The following is a 19,093-nucleotide window of genomic DNA, read 5'->3' as shown; positions in this document are numbered from 1 at the left end:
TTACATCGGCTTTGTCAGTTCGGGCACACTTTGCCTTTTTTCACCATGACAGACATATAGAATATTATAACAGTACCCATCAAACCAAGAAGAATAAAAGGCGCATGGATCCCGTAGAGATCGGAGATACGTCCCGACAGATAAGAGAATACCGAACTTCCTATGATCGCTATGTTCGCGTTCAGGGCAAAGCCGAGGGTACGGTTCCTTTCGCCTACTGTCGTGGAGATGAAAGATATCGTCGCGGGGTATGTGGAAAACAGAGCAAACCCAAGAAAGGTGAAGCCTGTTATCACCAGGGGAAGAGCCATCCCAAAGGCGATGACAAGAGAAGTGACGGCGATGATCGATATCGCGATGATCACTGTCTTGCAGCGGCCGAGCCAGGCGATCACTTTCCCGTAGAGGAGAGCCGCGATCGTGCCGGCGGCCATCCAGCAGCCAAGGATCATTCCGGTTTTGGACATCGGAAGGGAGAGCCTGTGATTCAGAAGGCTTGGCGCGTAGTGCACCATTATTCCCCAGGCGAGGCCTCCAAGCAGGGTCAAAGGTATAAAGATACTGATCTCTCTGAAAGCTGTCGGCCATGATACGGGATTTTTTTCAGTTACTTTCTGGTACGCGACGTCGCCCGAGCTGACAGTCCCCCTGGATATGAGAAGCCCGGCGGGCACGGCGAGGAGATTAGCGATCCCCCAGATATAAAGCGGCATCCGCCACCCGAAACTCTCCGCGAGAAATCCGGTCGATGTAAAGGCGAGGAGAACGCCGATATTTCCGAAAGCGCTCTGGATCCCCATCGCCTTGTCGAGACCAACGCCCTTGAATGAGTGGGATACCCATGATATTCCGACCGGGTGATAAATACTCGTGCCGAGCCGCATTCCAAGATAGAAGAGGACAAGCATGGGGAAGTTGGTGGCGCGGGTCATCAGTATCAGGGAGAGCCCGACGATAAGAGCGTCGAGAGCGAGAAAATATCTCGAATGCCTGGGCTTCACGTAGTGTCCGATCACCGCCTGCGCCACGATGGCTACCGCCATCACGGAAAGGGGGAATTTCCCGATCGAGGTATAATTGGTCAGCAATTCTCCCTTTTTGATAAGGATCGGAAATATCGCCAGCAGTGCTACTGACGATCCATCGTTGAACGCGTGGTGCATGGCCACAGCGGCAAGAAGTCTTTTTTTACTTTTTTCAAATGCCATATTCATCCCGACCTTTTCAGGCCTCTCATAAACGTTCAACACGGCGCCCACCGGGTCTGTTTTGACAGTGGAATATATCGGCGGATGTCGAAAAAGACAAAGCAAATTCTTTATCGCGGGAAAGAATTACCCGGCCCGGCCGGTAATCTTCGATGATTGACTCTTCCGCCTCCATGGAATAAAATCTTTCCGGCACTTTGATCATTGTTGTCGCAAGAAGGTGATAACAGGAGGGGGATTCTTATTATGCTGGATCTTTCTGTATCTGAAAGGGACGCGGGATCTCGATTTTCGATTATGGAAGACCTCGCCTCATATTCAAAAAAAGGCCGGACAGTCCTTTTTATTGCCGTTCTTCTTGTTTTTCAACAAGTCCGCGTTTTAGGGGCCGATCCGGTCAGAGTCCCGGTCGATTCGGTCGGTTACGCCACGACGTCCGGACAGATGGATGAAGTCGTCAGGTTGTCGATGGAGCGTATCGATGAAGGTGGCGGAGCGATCGATCTTCCACGGGGGAAGATGTTGGGAGGCATACTGCCTCATGATGATTATATATACGCGGGACCTGCCTGTCTGAAACTGACCAGGGAGATCGATGCCCCCCTTGCCGTCATCGTGGGAGTCTCACACAGGGCAAGGCGTCTTGGGATCAGGGGGAAGATAGTCTTTGAAAGCTATCGCGCATGGAAGGGGCCGTACGGGGAAATACCGGTCTCTTCGATAAGAGAGAGTCTTATTGAGTCTCTTCCCGGCGAGATAGTCATGGTAAATGACGATCTGCACCGTGATGAGCATTCGATCGAAGGGATCCTTCCTTTCCTTCAGTATTCCTGTCGACGCGGCAGCGGGGATGAAAAAGAAATAAAGGGACGTAAACTCGAGATCCTGCCTCTGCTTGTTACTTTTTTTGAAGAAGAAAATTTTGACGCCGCGGCAGAAGAGTTTTCCGCAGCCCTTGGCAGGGAATTTGAGAAGAAGGGAATGAAGATAGGGCGCGATTATATAATTCTTATTTCCAGTGACTGCGTTCATTATGGTGACGAGGAATGGGGTGGCAGGAATCACGCGCCATTCGGTACCGGAAAGGACGGGTATGAAAAAGCGGTGGCTCGTGATATCGATATCGTTAAAACGACTCTTGCCGGAAAGCTCACCCCGGAGAAGATAAAGATATTCAGGGAAAGGATAGACAGTTTCGAATTCGAGTGGCCGTACAAGATACCATGGTGCGGAGTATATTCGATCCCATTCGGCCTCTCCCTTATTTCGCGGCTGAGCGCGATGGAAGGAAGAGACGCTCCCGTCGGCGTCATGCTTGACTACAGTACAAGCCTCGATCCCGGCCCCCTGCTCTTCGAAGGCGAGGGGACAGGGGCTACAAACATCGCCAACCTTAACCATTGGGTCGGTTATACCTCGGTCGGCTACTGGTGATTTTCCGGACCCGCAACGATATTGATCCTCAGTCGAGAAGGATCTCGACCAGGTCGCCGACACCGGTGTCGGTCTCGGCGAGTCTTCCATTGGGAAGCTCGATCGCGCTTATGGCCTTCGGACCGGATCCGGCGAAGGAATCAGGTGGAAATTCTTTCAGTATTCTGGTGACTCTCCCCTTGCTGTCAAGAAAGGCGATATCGATCGGAGTTTTCATTCCGGCAGTGTATATCCCGTTGCAAGGGGATATCCACAGGACGCAATTGTCAGGAATACCGTGGCGATTAAGCATATAAAGAGTCTTTCTGAACTGGCTGTTCAGCGTCAGTATCGTCTCGGCTATCAATCTGTCTTTGGACCTGTTCCTTACAGACATCTTTTCCAGGCTTTCAGATGAAGATTCCGGAGATCAGAATCGCGAGAGTAGCCATGGCGAGCTTTGTACCCCAGGAGAATATCTTCTGGCGCGTTTCCACAGTCTCATTGTTTTTTATTCCTATCCCTGGAGTCCCGTCGGAAGTTTCCCTTTCCGCGGAAAGTATCCAGTGGAGTTCCTTCACCAGGATATCAGCTCGTTTCTTTCCCGTTGAAATAACTTCCTCCGCCGAAATATGCTTCCTGAGCAGGCGTTCCATGGTTGCCGTCGATTCGCATCGAGCCATCTTTTGAATTGTGCTCATCGCGAAGATTATAATGATAATGAAAAACGATCCGATCGGTCCCACGACAGATCCGATCGCTGCCGCGGCAAGATACTCGTCGGGGGATATCTGTTTTACCAGATGGCACGCCAGGACACCGATCGAAACGGTGAACAACCCCGAAACGGAAAAAATAAGTCCCCCGATGCCGTCTTTTGTCAGGTAAATGGTAAAAACGGTGATGATCATCGACAGCAGGAATATCCTCGATGGTGTTCTTACTGAAGATCTGGAGAGAAGGGAGTAAAAAAGCAGTATTATCGCGGCAGTTTTCAGAATGATCATTTGCATATCCGCTCTCCCGTCTTCACCGCGTTAAAAACCGTCCTGTCGACCAATCTTCAGAACAAGATATATTCCAATAATTGTGTAAAGGCGTGTTGACACTGTATCTTCGTCTATTCGGCTCCGATCATGGTGTCAGCGCTTTTATCCACAGGCAGTTAGCCGATTGAGTATTATGGCTGAGAGAGATATATTTTCTTTTTCTTTTAAATTTAAGCGCAAGCGGATGGGGAAAAATTCCCAGATAATATAGATTTGGAAAGAATTTTATTGGGGAAGTTATCTTTCGCCGGGTGCAGAGGAGAGAGGAGTTTCCAGTATTCCTCTTTTATTTCCCGTAATGGAGGGGTTTCTATCGGCATTCGCCGTCAGATCGACCGGCTGTTTTAGGGCTGAGTCGATCTGGCGTAGGAATAGTTATAGATCGTCAGGCTCCTGTAAAGTATGAATGAAAGAGCCCCTCCGACTGCCGCCGGAATCATATATCCGTTTCCAAAGACTGCTGCCGTGATCACCGTCGCGGCGAGAGGGACATTCAGGGCCGATCCGAGGACCGAGGCTACACCGCAGGCCATGAAGATGAAGTACTCCGGGCCTCCAGGACTACAGCCGAGGAGAGAGGCGAAGAGAGCGCCGCTTGCCATTCCGGTAATGATCATCGGCCCGGTGAACCCTCCGCTCATTCCGCTTCCTATAGTGATCGACGTGGCTGCTATTTTTACGAGGATCACCGTCGACAGTAGTATGATGAGGTTATATTCCGAAGAGATGATGCTCGACAGCATACGCACATCTCCACTGCCGAGAGCATTATAGAGGGCAGTTGATATATTGAGGCTCCATTCTCCGCCGGAAATCCAGAGGAGGCTCAGAAGCGCTCCTGCAGGTATCGTCCGGGAGGGTTGGCGCCATTTTATCTGCTGAAAAAGCCAGGAACTCCATTTGAATGTAAAGATGAACAGCAGGCCGACGGCGCCGCAAAAAGCTGCGGCGACCGGAAGAAGAGCGTACGTTATGTTCGAACTGAGCGCGTCCGGCGCGTTCAGCGCGAATATCGGTCCTTCGCCGAGAAGAAATCGTGAAGTGAAAAAAGACGCGTAGCCGGTCATTATCGAAGGAAAAAGATCGCGATACCGCACCGTATCGCGGTTAAGGATCTCGACGGCGAAGATTCCTCCTCCGAAGGGAGAGTGAAAGATCGCGCTGACGATACCGCCTACTCCACAGATGGTCGCTATCCTCAATTCATCACGTTCCCCGATTCCCAGGAGGCGAAAGATACCTTTGATAAGATATCCCCCGATCCCCGATCCGATCCTTGCGAGAGGCCCGACGATCCCCCCGCTTCCGTAAAAACCGAGAGTGAACAGCGTCGCCGGTATTTTCAGGAGCGTTCCGGCAAGACTGATTCTTCCGTGGTTTCTGTTGACGGCGACGAGATATGACGGTATCCCTTCTCCTCCGGCGCCGGGGATAAACCTGAGTATCAGACCTCCGACAAGAGTAGCCCCAACGAAAGGGGCGATCCATGGAGCGGCAGGTATCAGCCGTGGAGAAAAGTCTATTATCACCCTGAGTAGTATCATGAATCCCCAGACAGTGACTGCTGTGGCAGGTCCTACCATGACTGAGATCAGCATCCATTTTCCGGGAAGGCTGAAAAGTTCTCTCCTTTTATTCGCCGCCATCGTCAAACCTGTCCGAGCATTGATAAAAATCTTTCTTCAAGCACTCTCATGTTGGGAGCCCACAACCCCTTCTTTTTTATAATCGATATATTTTTCTTTCTGAAAATATCGATCCGATCAGAGTCTCTTGTGCTTTCAACCACCGCTTCAGCAAGAGCCTCCGGCGAATCGACGGGAACGAGAAAACCGTTTTTTCCGTTTTCGATCCATTCCCTGTTCGCGACTATGTCTGTTACTACAGGTATCGCGCCGCATGCCATCGCTTCAAGCAGCGATACCGACGTTGAATCGGAAAGAGAGGTCGAGACATATATATTCGCATTTCTCAGCTCACCGGCGATCTCCTCCGGAGAAAGCCGTCCCCGGAAGATAAATCGTTCATTCAACCCCATGCGGGAGACTTTTTCTTCCAGGTTATTTCTCAGCGGTCCTTCGCCGCATATCGTAAAGAGAGCGTCAGTTTTTTTGAGGATCATCGGAGCCGAATCGACCAGAAGGTCGATATTATATACAGAGTAAAGGTTGCGTGTCGTGATGATATTCACTCGGCCCGCTTCCCTGGTCATCGCAGTACCGCTCGGAGCGGGAGGGAAGAATATATCTTCTTCGATTCCGAAAAAGATCTTTAATATTTTTTCCGATGAGACCCCCGCTTCGATCGCCGCGGCGGAAAGATTTTCGGCGTCGGTAGTGACGAGAGCAGCACCGCGAAGGGCTCGCCGGATCTGGTATCTGTGGACAGGGCTCGATGGGTAATCTATGAGAAGATCCGAGCCAAGGGTTGATACGACAAGAGGGGCATCGCTGCTGATACTGGCGAGAAATCCGTATCCACCGGCGTAAAGAGCATTGACCAGGTCGGGTTTGAAATTTTTAAGTATCCTCCTTACCGTGGGAAATGCGGAAAGATAACCGGCCAGCTTCGTGGGAAGATATTTCGGAAGACGCAGGGACGGGAAAAGGCAGCCGGAAATATCCTCGAAGGACAAAAGAAGTACTTCGTGGCCTCTCTCGTGAAAATATCCTGCCCATCTCCTTATGTGGTTAAGCGATCCATCTCCGAGAAAGACTATCCGCATGCTTTATTCCTCTCAGGGCTCCCACCATGATTCTGCCGATGGATAGTCTAAACAGATAGAGCAGATTTGTATACCGTTTTTCAGGTGTTTGGCACTGGTCAGATTGTCAGGATTCCCCATCCCCCGTGATCGGAGTGGGAAGTTCGATCTGGTAAAGGTCCCTCGATTTTTCAAGAAGATCGAGTGTCTCCGAGATGACAGTCTCGATCAATTCCTCATCGATGGCGAATTTTTCGATAAGCCCGCGGGGAAGTCCTTCAATGCTCATGGTGTCGTCCTGACCTATGATCAGGCGCATCGAGATAGTGTCAGCCAGATGGATCATTTGGGCCACCTGGCAGTCCCTCCTGCACTTCTCCGGTTCATGGTGCCATCGGGCGATCGAGATTATTTCATCCGGTATATTCCATCTGGCAAGGAGAAGAGCTCCCACTTCGGCGTGGTCTATACCGAGGATCTTTTTTTCAGCTTCGAACAGAGTGTACCCTTTTCGCCTTACGAGAAAATTTATCGGAGCAGAATCGATCTCCAGGAAAGACCCGAGGACTATTTTCCCGATATCATGAAGGATCGCGGCGGTGAAGGAATATGGGGGGACGCGCAGTTTGAGTTTTTTCGCCAGCCTCTCCGTGCAGAGCGCCACCGAGACCGAGTGGAGCCACAGATCTCCCGCTTCCAGGTCATATCCTTCGACCTTCTGTTTTGCTGATGGCGAGACTACCGAGGCGACTGTCATCCTGTAGATATTATTCGCTCCAAGACGCGTGACCGCGTCTTTCATGTTGTTTATGAATCCAGGCGCGCCAAACATCGCCGAATTCGCCATTCTGAGCAGATTCGATGTCAGCCCCTGGTTGTATTCTATCGCTTCAAGAAGGTCATCGATCTCGAACTCGGGGTCCTGCAATATTTTCATTACGTTGATCGCGGTTCCGGGAATAGCCCTGACGAGTGGTAGTTTTGAGATTATCGCTTCGCGCCTGTTCATCTCTGCCCCTCAGTCTCAATTTCCAATCTCGATTAGCGACATCGTTCCTTCACCGTAATCCGCTATCCTGATTGCCAGGTCGACGCGGTTGGCTGCACCGGCTACCTTCATCATGATATCTTCAGTTACCGGTTCCGGATGGATGAAAAGCTCGTCGAGTTTGAGGAACGGACCTTCCGCCTTATTGAAGAGCGATGCCGATACATTCATCACTTCCTGGAAGTTCTCTCTTATATTGTCCGGTATCTCCGCGGATTTCACCGTCGCCATCGCTGTTTCAGGAGGGACTACGGCAAGAGCCGATCCTACATATACGATGGTTTCAAGAGAAGATAGCCATATCGCTTTCGCCGTACCGTCTTCGAGGGTGAATAAGGCAGCGGCGAGAGGCGTTTCAGGGTCTATGACCACAGCCGATCCAGGCCCGGTTGAGACTTTGGCATCGAGAAGCGATTCGAAAAGATCGCATATCGCCGTAGATGAGGGGACGATCGATCCATCTTCCTCGGATTCTCTCTCGATTTCTGTTTCCCCTGTCGAAGAGTCAGGCCGCCTGATCTCATTATCCTCTTCACCGCTGATTCCGGCAGCCTTTCTCCCCGACGGGTGATCGCCTGCCGAATCAGGCCTGAATATGGCGAAGAGCTGTATGCCCAGCCCTGTCGCGTCTTCGTGGCTGACACCGTCGTTCACCCATTCGACGATCCCGTCAGCTGTCAGCACGCCCTTGTCGGACAGATCAAGTTCGAGTTCTACCGGAGAGCCGGCGGGGATGCTTTCCGCGACTCCGATAAATATTCTGGCGGTGAGTTCCTTTTGCGTGAGTTTTCGAATCTTGTCAAGTTCCTCCATCTCTAATTTTCTGATTCCCCTTACAAGATCCGGATCGATCCTCGTATATCTCTGAGTCGTCTTCTTCATTGTTCCAACCTGCTGTTGAGGCCGTTGCCGGCAGAATATTCTTAAATAACCGCAGTCCGGCCGGAAGATATCGCTGTAGCGGCGCGATATCTTTCCTCGGAGGGGTTATCGGCCATGTGAGAAAAAACTTTAACGGATTCAGACACGGGCAGGGCTTCCCATCGGGATTGCTAAAACACGATTCCGGCGTATCGAGGGTATTGCCGTTCCCTTTTAAGGCAGATGAATCGGGGCGCCTGGTCCGGTAGGCAGCCCGAGCCACATCCACAGGGCAAGCAGAAGAGTCCATGCGACTCCGAATACGACCGTATAGGGGACCATCGTCGCGGTGATAGTGCCTATGCCGTATTTTTCGTCATATTTCTGGGCGAACGCTACGATCAGCGCGAAGTAGCTCATCATCGGAGTGATTATATTCGTTATCGAATCGCCTATCCTGAAGGCGGCTTGCGTGATCCCGGGATGATATCCGAGCAGCATGAACATCGGAACGAAGACCGGAGCCATGATCGCCCATTTGGCTGAAGCGCTTCCCATGAAAAGGTTGATGAACGCCGACAGGAGGACAAAAGCCACGAGAAGTGATATCCCGGTAAATCCTATATTCTGGAGCAACTGGGCTCCCTTGATCGCCAGGAGGACTCCTATGTTGGATTGTTTGAAATAATAGACGAACTGTCCGGCGAAGAATACGAGGACTATGTAACCGGCCAGGCCCTTCATCGAAGATGTCATATGCTTTACGACATCCTTGTCATTCCGGACAGTTCCCGTCACGACGCCATAGACGATTCCGGGGATAAGGAAGAAGAGCATGATCGCCGTTATCATGCCGCTGACAAAAGGTGATCGAAGAAGCGACCCGGTCACGGGATCACGAAGGACAGCTCCCGGCGGCAGGGCGAGGATCAACAGGATGCCAAGGGTGACAGCGACGGCGATACCTGCCCAGACAAGACCCTTTTTCTCGTTCTTCGATACCGTTTCGAAACTGTCTAGTTTTCCCTCGTAACTGCCGAGCCTCGGTTCGACGAATTTTTCAGTGACCCATGTTCCGAGTATTACGATCAGAAATGCCGAAGCTACCATGAAGTAGAAGTTTACGGCGGGATTGATATGCATCCCCGGGTCGATCAGCGAAGCTGCCGACTCGGTAAGGCCGGCAAGGATAGGATCTATCGAACCTATCAGGAAGTTCGCGCCGAATCCGCCGGAGACTCCGCAGAAAGCGGCCGCTATCCCTGCTATAGGGTGCCTTTTAAAAGCGGTGAATATCATCGCGCCGAGCGGTATGAGAACGACATAACCCGCGCTTGAGGCGAGGTGGGAAAGTATTCCGGCCGTGATGACCGCCGCGGTGACGAGTCTTTTCGGCGCGGCAGTGACAAGATGCCTGAGCAGCGCCGAGATAAGCCCCGATCCTTCGGCCACCCCGATCCCTATCATCGCGACAAGTACTATGCCCAGGGGGGGGAAATGTACGAAATTGTCAGTCGCCTTCGAATACATGAAACGGAGGCCGTCAGCATTCAGCATACTGACCGCCTCGACTACCTTACCGGTTCCTGGATGTATCGCCGTAATGCCCAGACGGAAGATAATATCGGAGATGACGGCGATCATGAGGGCGAATATGGCAAAAAGAGTCGCCGGATGAGGGAGCCTGTTCCCTGCTTTTTCTATCCTGTCGAGCAGCCTCAGGGAGATTCCCCGTTTAGCCGGGTTATGATCGATCAATTCCGGTTTATTCATCCTGATACTCCTTCTGGAAGCAGCTATCGATTGCTCATGATTTATCAGGAATCTAGCCCGATTTCCGGTATCAGTCAATCTGTTTCAATTTAACTGGCATAGGGCATAACAGGTTGCAGGGTTCTCTGCCGCGGTGTAAGATCGCGGGTGATTCAGATGCAATGGGAGGAAGATCATCCGAGATGGCCGGCGTCGATAGAAAAAGAAGAGACGGAGAGAACGTCATCCTGAAGATCTACACGCTGCTCCTTGGCGAGTATGGTTCTCAGCGCTGGTGGCCAGTCACTCCACGCGGGGGATTGAGACCCGAATACTCCGGTGGTCCTGTCGATGATCGTCAGAGACACGAGGTTTGTTACGGCGCGATCCTGACCCAGAACACGTCATGGAAGAACGCCTCAGCGGCGATAGTGAATATGAACAGGGAGGGGATCCTCGATCCCGAAGATATTCTATCGGTCGACCTCGACAAACTGGCAACTACGATCAGACCCTGTGGATACTACAATTCAAAAGCGGTGAAACTGAAGGAACTCTCCCGCTATCTTATTGAAAACAGGGGTGTGAAAAGAGAGACATTGCTCAAAGTGAAAGGGGTCGGACCTGAAACGGCGGATTCGATCCTTCTCTACGCATTCGGGGAACTTTTTTTTGTCGTCGATGCCTACACAAGGAGGATATTTTCCAGGACCGGGCTTATAGACGGGAGGGAAGCGTACGAATCTGTCAGAAAATATTTTGAGCATGCCCTTCCGCCAGACGCCTCTCTCTACGGGGAATATCACGCTCTGATCGTTGAGCACGCCAGGCGCCGTTGTCTCAGGAGAACGCCTCTATGCGTCGACTGCCCGCTCATATCTCTTTGCCGCCGGGTAATGGAACGATAATATAATGCTTGATAACTATGTTGTTCCAATGTTAATAGGGATTATTATTGACACGAGAGTCGCTTAAGCCCATACTTATTAGGTAATTTGCAGATACAAAGGAAATGAAGATATGAATTCTCTTGATTCGACGATCGTTAAACTGAAAGCTGAAGGGTTCAAACTTACGCCGCAGAGGATCTCAGTGATCAAATATATGATCGGTAACAAAGATCATCCGAGCGCCGGTGATATCTACAAAAGTCTGAAGAAGAAATATTCCGGTCTCGCGTTTTCCACTGTTTACAATACGTTAAAGATGCTCCTTAAGATAAACGAGATAAGTGTGGTCAATATAGCTGAAGAATACATGAATTATGATCCGGAGACATCTGTCCATTTTCATCTGCTCTGTGGAAATTGCCGAAGGATAATCGATATTCCCGCTGATGAGAATCTGTATGATATCATAAGGAATTCGGGTATAAATGGACATGAGATAAAATCATATCAGCTTAATTTCAATGGTATCTGCAGCGACTGTCTTGAAAAATAACCGCCACACCTGAGCGTTTTTCAGGCACATTCAGCCCGGGCCCTTCCTTTTTTAACTTCTTACAGTACCATCGACTGTTGTGAACGTTTCTTGCTGAAAGAGATGTAAGCATCGTAGTGGTACAACTTGAGTTCCTTCATAAGCGTGTAAAATAAAAAGAGATAAATATCGGAAGGTGCAAGTCTGTAGAATTCGGGATGTGGATGGATTTCTGTCGAAAACACAGGGTCCGACCATGGATCGGGCGGGATAAATAATGAAAAAAGATAAAAAGAAGGTCGAAGAAAAATCAGCCGCTCGTGAAGAAGGGCAGAAGAATGATGCGGAAGGGAAAGGACCTGATTATTTCAGGGCAGTGATTGCTTTTATCGAGACGGAACTTGCCGAAAACAGCCTTGACGCAATAAACCGGCAGTTGATGCTTGTCTTGTCCAGGCAGCTCGGATCAGATGTGGCAGCGGTATATATCACCGATCAAAACGATCGGAAGTTCCGGTTGAACGGTTCGCTCGGAAGAGACAGAGAAGACTTTCCCCGGACTCTGGATTTCGACTCGGCGTTTGTCAGATGGATCAGAAAGGAAAGAGGACCACTTTTCATAGACAGGTTCTTTGCCGGCGCGGGCGAGCTTGCCGCGGCCGAGATGGATTTTCTCGCGGGGATCGATCAAAACGGTCTGTCATATGCCTGCGCCATCGGGGATCGATCGGCACTTGTCGGGGTACTCTTTTTTGCCGCCGGCTCGAGTGGGAAGGGACTGTCGGCACGGGAGGCGGAGTTCGTCGAGATGCTTTCGCGCTCAGCCGCGGTGAAGATGCGCGAGCTCGCGATGATCGATGAGGCTGCCCGATTGAGAGAAAAAAACGATCAGTTCTCGCTTCTTCGCAAGGAAGTGACCGAGCGCAACAGAGAGGGGCTGAAGACCCAGCTTTCAGTCCTGAAAAGCACTCTCTATTCTCTTGAATCGGATGATATAAGCAGCGGAATCCTTATAGATATGGCAAGAAGCGCCGTGATGAAGATGGAGAGCAGGATGGAACAGTTCCTGTCCCTTTGCGATATAGGTGTCGACGGAGCTGATCTCGATATCAGGAAGACAGAGATATCGTCGCTTATCGAAGAGATAATGAAGGAATATATCCCCGAACTCGAATCGAAGAATATTACGGTGAGGTTCGATGACAGGATCCCGCTGCGAGAAGTATACGTCGACCCGGTCAATCTCGGAATCGCCGTAAGGAATATCGTCGACAACGCCATTTTTCATATCGACAGGGGAGGAGTGATCGAGATCGGCCTGCATTCAAGCGAGTCGGGGCCGGGAGATGATGACGGCGTCGAACTCGGTGCCGGAGGCGCGGCCAGTACACTCCGTGGTGACAAGCTGGCCGGGATTCTCCAATCGACAGATCATTCTCTCGAAAGGATATCGCGAGAGATCTCTCTTGAGGCCGACAGGTACGAAAATTTTGTCGTTATAAGGGTCCGGGATGACGGACCGGGTATAGCGGCCGGCAGGGTGTCCACGCTGTCGACGATCACTGGAGAGGGAAATCCCGATCCGGATAGGTCTTCACCGGGCAGGCCGACCGGGCTTGCTATCGCGCGGATGATAGCCGAAAGCCATGGCGGCAAGCTGTTCTGCAGGAGTTCGATCGGATCGGGCAGTGAATTTTCTCTCTGGGTCCCCGATACGAACTGATCGTTCGCCGGTGGCTTCCTTTTTGCAGTTTTCAATGAAAAGACAGGATTCAAGCGCTGTCGCATCTCCGCGGTGTCCTCTTTTATTCCGTGAGATGCTGCTGCCGGTCGTCTGTGGCTTTGTATCGTTTTGATGTGAAACGAATTAGATCGAAGGAGATTCATGCCTGAAGATAAATGGAATAATTCTGTCGCCGGCGTCTTCCGCGACGCCTTGAGCGGAGGAAAATATTTTCTTCTTCTGACGGCAATTGTTTCCTTCCTCGCGTCGCTGACGGTCTTTTTCATCTCGGAAAAAAGATACAGTTCGACCGCTTCGATCCTTCCCTCCTCATCGGAGATCGCCGATGGAGGGATTACTGAAGAGAGTTTCGCCGATCTCGGCGCGCTGATAGGAATTAAACAGAGCGGAACGGAGATGATACTCTATCCCGATATTCTCAGAAGCAGGACGATAAGCCTCGATATACTGAAAGAAAGCTATACATTCTCCGAAGATGGCAGAGAGGTGACACGATCACTTCAGGAACACCTCGGGATCGAATCTGACGAGGCGGCTCAGATTATACTTAATTCGAGAGTCAGTTCCTTCTGGATAGATAAATCGGCGATGGCTCTGGTCATCCGCGTCACGACTGATAATCCTGTCCTCTCCGCCGCGGTGGTGAACGCCTATATTGACCGGCTGGAAAGATACAACAGGGAACAGCGGCGATCATTATCACGGGAAGTGCATGCTTTTGTCGGCAAGAAACTCGAATCATCGAGGGATGAGCTTTTGCGTGCCGACGAAGTACTGAGGGATTTCAGGGAGATCAACAGGGATTACGCGATATCTACGGAACCGGGTCTTCTTATGCAGATGAGGCGTCTTGAGAGAAGGGTGAGGATCGGACAGGCCCTCTATTTCGAGCTTTCAAGGCAGTATGAAAAAGCGGCGTTCGAGATGAACAGGGATACTCCGACGCTGAATATCCTCGATCGGGGGACTGTGCCAGCCGCTCCTTCATGGCCTGATCCTTTTCAGATAATTCTTTCGATAACATTGGCAGGAATTTTTGCCGGGATCTTCTTTCTTGCAGCGAGGGAGGGGCTCAGGCGCTGGGTCTCCGGCAGGGACAGGGATGAGGTCCGCGCTCTGCTCGCGCAGATCAGCGCTGATATCGGCAGGATGCCGTTCATCCACGCGGGAAACAACCGAAACGGCTGATAGATGGAGGTCACCCGGTTGAACCAATCTCAGGCAGTCTGGAGCAGGATAGATCGGACGGGATATATATTCCTGGGATTCTCCCTTCTTGTCATAGTGGCGCTTTTCAGGATGGACAGGAATTATATTTTCGCGATCCCCGTCCTTGCCGGAGGAGTCCTTTTCTTTCGAAGGCCATCGATAATTATATACCCATTGATCCTGTTTGCTTTCCTCAGGCTCGACGCGTGGATGTCGACCTATGTATCACTTCCTTTTGGCAAGATAATCTTTCTGTTGTCGTTCCTGTCGATCGCTGTGACATTCCTGCTTACCGGCGAAAGGCTCAATAGTCCGGGGGCGCCGGTTGTCTTCTTCGTTATTTTCCTCGTGACCGGTTTTCTGACCGGGATGATCGAAGCATCTCGCCAGGGGATCGTTCTGTGGCTTGAAGATACTCTTTACGCGGCCAGCTACTTTTTTATCGTCTACCTGGCGGTAAACAGCTGGGGAAGGCTTGAGAAGATCATCTTTCTCGTCATGGTGACGGGGATCATCGCGAGCCTGCTCAATTTCGCCGAGTTTTTCGATCCCGCCGGGATCGCTTTTTCGCATTCCAGTGGAAGAGCCGCCGGTTTTCTCAAGAACGCCAACACATCGGCTTTCGTGATAAATCTCGCGATGATAACTTCGATCTACTTCCTTGAGACCGTGAGACAGAGGTGGAAGGCGATCTCGATAGTCCTGGCTCAGACGATCTTTTTTTTCGGCGTTTTTACGACATTTTCAAGAGAAGGACTTATGCTTGCCACCCTGATATTCACCTCCCAGTTCGCCGTGATCCGCAGGCGCGGACGAAGAGGATTGATATTGATCGTAGCAGGAGTCATAGTGACTGCCGGATTGATCAGGGCGATCGATTTTATTTCGACCGGCGCCGCTGGAGATGTCAGATATTCGTTCCAGAAGATATCCTCGCTTGCGCAGGGGGATTTCGATGACAATGACAGGTTTGATCTCCTCAAGTTCCACCTGAACAGATTCAGGCAGAAGCCCCTGACAGGTCATGGCCTCTATTCCGCCCTTACATACTCGATTCAGGAGGAAGGCCTTGCCGCGAGCGATGTTCCCAACGGACCGCATAATACTTTCGTGATGATACTGTCTGAGGCAGGATTCATCCCTCTTCTGGCATACCTGGCCCTTATAGGGATCCTTTTTCTTAATCTCATTGATAAAGGCGAAATGGGAAAAACAGAGAGGGGCCGGGCGATGCGCGCCTGTCTCCTTATGCTTTTAGCTGCTTTTCTGATTCATCACTGGTTTTCCCATATGATGCTGCTCGCAAGGTTTTCGATGGTACTGGTCGCGCTTTTTTCCCTGCCCGCCAGGGTGAGGTGCCCGGATATCAATCCCGCAGGTATTCCCTGATGATCGAAGCCGGTGAAACTTCGACAAGGACCGGCCCGATCAGGCCGATAAGGAGGGAGATGCAGCCACCGGCCATGGCGATCATCTTTCTTGGCGGTCCGCTCTTTATCCGTGGAAGGTTCGGCCGGTCAAGGATCCTGACTATAGCCGTCTCCCGGAGCCTGTCGATATCGGCGAGCTCGCGTTTTTTGACAAGGTCGATGAGAAAATCCTCCCGCACGTGAAGATCCCTCAGCAACCGGTCATGTTCGAGCCTTATCTCGGGGTTGGTAGTAGTAAAACAGTGACGGTTATTCTTTTCGAATCTGGAAAGCACCTCTTCGGAAAGAAAAAGATCCCTGCCCGCTCTCTCGAGTTCGTTGTCAATAAAATCGCAGTCGAAGGAGGCTTTGGCCTTTCGTTTTTCATCATTGAATTCTTCGAGGACCCTTGGATATTGACTGGCGATCAGAAATGAAAGTTCGGGGTCTTTCGTCGTCACTCTCACCCTTAATATCCCGGTCTTTTTGTCGTGGATGATCGATGTGATCCTGGCAAGAGATTTTTCGCCCCCCCCAGCTCTTCCTGATCCTATAAATCTGAAAACCGGCGCGGTAGTCCCGCTCCGGGTGATATTCGACCGAAGTATCCTTTTCCTGATCTCCGTGCTTTCCAGTATTGTGGGGAATAGGTACGAACTGTTGGCGGGAAGTTCGATATTCATGCCGATATCGATCATGTTAAGGGTGCTGCCGAGCGCTCCGAGCGGACCGGTCTGACCAGATGGGAGAATGACCGATTCCGATGTATATGTCCTGGGAAGGAGAAAGGCGACAGCGAGAGATAGGATCGATCCGATGACGGCAGTCAGAACGGCGAAGTACCTTTTTTTTATTATCGCTCCTGCCAGCAGGGTGAACGATACTGTTCCCTCTTCATTCATACCCGGATTCTCCTCATTGTCGGTCTTTGTGCGTGACCGTTCGGCAGTCACCGGCACTCCAGGCCGGATCGGGCCGTTTCCTCAAAAAGGCTTTCAATTTCTGTTCCATAAAAGTCGTAATGGAAGAGCAGGGGCGCAGTTTGTAACAGATATTGATTCAACGTGTTACTGACGAGGGTATCTTAGCCGGGCCCGGTCGGGTGATCAACGTATCGATTATGGGCTTTCCCTGAGGAAATATTTTCCCTTTCAGGCTGTGGGGGTTGCTGCCTGCGGGGACTTGGGGGGGCGAAAAAACGGGGGAGGATCTTCATACGAGATCCTCCCCCGCCAAAGAACCGGGAAGCCTAACCTTCTTCGCTGGCGATCTTCGTTACCGATTTGATTATGACCGGTTTTACCGGCACATCTCCATAACTTCCCTTTGTCGTTGTCTTTACTACCTTGATCTTGTCGATGACATCCATTCCCTCGACCACTTTTCCAAAGACGCAATATCCGAAACCTCTCTGCGACGTGTCTTTATGATCAAGAGCGGGATTGTCCTGCACATTGATGAAGAACTGCGAAGTCGCGCTGTTGACGACCCCCGTCCTTGCCATCGCGATAGTGTATTTGAGGTTTTTAAGTCCATTGGTCGCTTCATTCTCGATTGGCGGGCTGGGCGATTTCTGGACCATATCGGGGCTGAATCCGCCGCCCTGGATCATGAATCCGTCGATGATCCGGTGAAAGATCAATCCGTTATAGAACTTATGATCCACGTAGTGGAGAAAATTATTGACCGTCACGGGAGCTTCTTTTTCGTAAAGCTCGACAGTAAAGTTTCCAAGGTTTGTTTTGAAATATACCATTGGGTTTTTCTGCCCTTTCTCGGCAAAAGCTGGAGCGGTGGCGGCGATGTTCATTATCAGCGCGAGCAGGAGAACAAGGCCGACCGGATTTTTTAACTTCATCAGGGATGCACCTCCCGTTTAAACCCGAAGTCTGGCTGTTTATGTCTTCAGGAGTATATGGATTCATCAGGGAAATATAAAGGGAAAAACCCGGAAAACTTTGATTTATCGTCATAAACCCCAAAATAATTGAAGATACAGGGAGCATTTTATGATCGATCAGGAAACTCTGCCGGGAAGATTCAGCGTCTATTTGAAGAAAAAGAGTCTTTTTTCCTTTTCAGCGATTACGATATTTTGATACCATGGCACTGAAAGTACCCGCAGAATTCCCCATTCAAGGGATGGAGTATGATCCGAAAACTCGTTTATGAGCACGTGGACGTATTTACAGATAAGCCATTCAGGGGCAACCAGCTTGCTGTATTTCCCAATCCGGGAAAATTGACCAAAGTCCAGATGCAGCAGATCGCTAGAGAGATCAATTTTTCCGAGACTACTTTTGTTTTTGCCGCAAAAACCAGCGACGCCGAAGCGAAGGTCAGGATCTTCACTCCCGCCGAGGAGATCCCTTTTGCAGGGCATCCGACTCTCGGCACTGCTTTCGTACTCATAAAAAAGAAAAAGGGCAAAAAACCGTCAACACTCAATCTTGAGCTTGATGTCGGTACGATAACGGTCGATGTGGCGAAATCGACGGCGAAAGAGACAAAACTGACGATGCATCAGCCTGTCCCGGAATTCGGATCGGCGCTCCAGAACAGGGGACAGGCGGCAAGGGCAGTCGGCGTGAAAGGTTTCGACCTGCTTGGGGGAGGGGTAGTCTCGAACGGAATGGCTTTTCTGATAGTAGAGGTCCGGGACAGTGAGGTGGTAAGCTCCTGTAAACTCAATATTGAAGAAGCAGTCAGTGTAATGGATAGGCACAAGGTGAATGGCATATATATCTTTTCAAGAAAAGAAGGGAAAAAGATAAATGTGCACGCCCGCTTTTTTGCTCCCTCTCTTGCCGTGCCGGAGGATCCCGCTACAGGATCAGCCGCCGGTGCTCTTGGCGGTTATCTCGCCAGGATCTTCAAGTTCCCTCCCAATCTTAAACTCGTTATTGAGCAGGGCAAGGAGATGAACAGGGCCTCGCTGCTTGAGGTAGATGTCGATTGCGATAGAGGTATGGTGCACGCGGTGAAGGTCTCCGGCAATGTAGTTCATGTCGGAGAAGGGAGTATTTTGATCCCGTAGAGGAAAAGGTTTTGTAATTCCCGGGAGTTGTGATATAATAAGGCCGGTTAATGGTCGGGTTCGTGTTTCTAATCAGTAGTTCTGCAAGAAATTCCGCCTGATTTTACCGGAAAAGTTTCTGAGGAGGTGGCCCGCGTGACCCTTTCATTGGATTTCTTTTCCGGTTTTTAATAAATAAGGTGCCTGCAGAGTTCTTCCGGGGGGATCACCGCAGACACCTTATTTCCAATATCATCC

The 19,093-nt window shown here is 50.7% G+C and carries 17 protein-coding genes; 7 read left to right on the top strand and 10 right to left on the bottom strand.

The annotated features are described in order from the left end of the window. Positions 1-14: 14 nt before the first annotated feature. A complete protein-coding gene (locus JW814_01075) occupies positions 15-1,247 on the bottom strand; it encodes an MFS transporter (protein ID MBN2070019.1) in 1,233 nt (410 codons plus the stop codon). Positions 1,248-1,454: 207 nt separating this feature from the next. Here JW814_01075 and amrB point away from each other — a divergent pair, with 207 nt between their 5' ends. Further along, the gene (gene amrB / locus JW814_01070) at positions 1,455-2,642 is read left to right on the top strand and encodes an AmmeMemoRadiSam system protein B (GenBank protein ID MBN2070018.1); all 1,188 of its coding nucleotides are present in this window, start codon (positions 1,455-1,457) and stop codon (positions 2,640-2,642) included. Positions 2,643-2,670: 28 nt separating this feature from the next. Here amrB and JW814_01065 read toward each other — a convergent pair whose 3' ends face one another. The 7 genes from JW814_01065 to JW814_01035 form a co-directional block, all read right to left on the bottom strand. Continuing rightward, positions 2,671-3,018, bottom strand: a complete 348-nt coding sequence (locus tag JW814_01065; GenBank protein MBN2070017.1) for a DUF192 domain-containing protein — start codon at positions 3,016-3,018, stop codon at positions 2,671-2,673. Between the two features lie 13 nt (positions 3,019-3,031). Further along, on the bottom strand, positions 3,032-3,634 hold the full coding sequence (locus JW814_01060; protein ID MBN2070016.1) for a hypothetical protein: 603 nt from the start codon (positions 3,632-3,634) through the stop codon (positions 3,032-3,034). A gap of 380 nt (positions 3,635-4,014) precedes the next feature. Then, positions 4,015-5,316: a chloride channel protein gene (locus JW814_01055; GenBank protein ID MBN2070015.1), complete on the bottom strand. Its 1,302-nt coding sequence runs from the start codon at positions 5,314-5,316 to the stop codon at positions 4,015-4,017. A 2-nt stretch (positions 5,317-5,318) separates the two neighbouring features. Beyond that, positions 5,319-6,395 (bottom strand): glycosyltransferase, encoded by a 1,077-nt coding sequence (locus JW814_01050; GenBank protein ID MBN2070014.1) that lies wholly within the window; start codon positions 6,393-6,395, stop codon positions 5,319-5,321. A 106-nt stretch (positions 6,396-6,501) separates the two neighbouring features. Beyond that, positions 6,502-7,383: an HDOD domain-containing protein gene (locus tag JW814_01045; protein MBN2070013.1), complete on the bottom strand. Its 882-nt coding sequence runs from the start codon at positions 7,381-7,383 to the stop codon at positions 6,502-6,504. A 15-nt stretch (positions 7,384-7,398) separates the two neighbouring features. Next, positions 7,399-8,304 carry a hypothetical protein gene (locus tag JW814_01040; protein ID MBN2070012.1) on the bottom strand — a complete coding sequence of 302 codons (906 nt, stop codon included), beginning with the start codon at positions 8,302-8,304 and terminating at the stop codon, positions 7,399-7,401. Between the two features lie 213 nt (positions 8,305-8,517). Continuing rightward, positions 8,518-10,056: an AbgT family transporter gene (locus tag JW814_01035; protein MBN2070011.1), complete on the bottom strand. Its 1,539-nt coding sequence runs from the start codon at positions 10,054-10,056 to the stop codon at positions 8,518-8,520. A 182-nt stretch (positions 10,057-10,238) separates the two neighbouring features. Here JW814_01035 and JW814_01030 point away from each other — a divergent pair, with 182 nt between their 5' ends. The 5 genes from JW814_01030 (at position 10,239) to JW814_01010 (ending at position 15,799) form a co-directional block, all read left to right on the top strand. Next, on the top strand, positions 10,239-10,943 hold the full coding sequence (locus tag JW814_01030; GenBank protein MBN2070010.1) for an endonuclease: 705 nt from the start codon (positions 10,239-10,241) through the stop codon (positions 10,941-10,943). A 112-nt stretch (positions 10,944-11,055) separates the two neighbouring features. Further along, complete coding sequence (locus JW814_01025) at positions 11,056-11,478, top strand: transcriptional repressor (GenBank protein ID MBN2070009.1); 423 nt, start codon at positions 11,056-11,058, stop codon at positions 11,476-11,478. A gap of 256 nt (positions 11,479-11,734) precedes the next feature. Continuing rightward, positions 11,735-13,180 carry a HAMP domain-containing histidine kinase gene (locus JW814_01020; GenBank protein MBN2070008.1) on the top strand — a complete coding sequence of 482 codons (1,446 nt, stop codon included), beginning with the start codon at positions 11,735-11,737 and terminating at the stop codon, positions 13,178-13,180. 162 nt (positions 13,181-13,342) lie between these two features. Then, positions 13,343-14,389, top strand: coding sequence for a hypothetical protein (locus tag JW814_01015; protein ID MBN2070007.1), 1,047 nt, complete (start codon positions 13,343-13,345; stop codon positions 14,387-14,389). An 18-nt stretch (positions 14,390-14,407) separates the two neighbouring features. Next, complete coding sequence (locus tag JW814_01010; GenBank protein ID MBN2070006.1) at positions 14,408-15,799, top strand: O-antigen ligase family protein; 1,392 nt, start codon at positions 14,408-14,410, stop codon at positions 15,797-15,799. On the opposite strand, the gene JW814_01005 is transcribed toward JW814_01010, so the two are convergent. Together JW814_01005 and JW814_01000 are read right to left on the bottom strand one after the other, a co-directional pair. Further along, positions 15,777-16,721 (bottom strand): hypothetical protein, encoded by a 945-nt coding sequence (locus tag JW814_01005; GenBank protein MBN2070005.1) that lies wholly within the window; start codon positions 16,719-16,721, stop codon positions 15,777-15,779. The genes JW814_01010 and JW814_01005 overlap by 23 nt on opposite strands. Positions 16,722-17,068: 347 nt before the next feature. Next, positions 17,069-17,575, bottom strand: a complete 507-nt coding sequence (locus tag JW814_01000) for a peptidyl-prolyl cis-trans isomerase (GenBank protein MBN2070004.1) — start codon at positions 17,573-17,575, stop codon at positions 17,069-17,071. 393 nt (positions 17,576-17,968) lie between these two features. Here JW814_01000 and JW814_00995 point away from each other — a divergent pair, with 393 nt between their 5' ends. Continuing rightward, positions 17,969-18,856: a PhzF family phenazine biosynthesis protein gene (locus JW814_00995; GenBank protein ID MBN2070003.1), complete on the top strand. Its 888-nt coding sequence runs from the start codon at positions 17,969-17,971 to the stop codon at positions 18,854-18,856. Positions 18,857-19,093: the final 237 nt, after the last annotated feature.

The organism is Candidatus Krumholzibacteriota bacterium, assembly GCA_016932415.1.
Classification (GTDB): domain Bacteria; phylum Krumholzibacteriota; class Krumholzibacteriia; order Krumholzibacteriales; family Krumholzibacteriaceae; genus Krumholzibacterium.
This window is presented reverse-complemented; position numbering and strand designations above follow the sequence as displayed.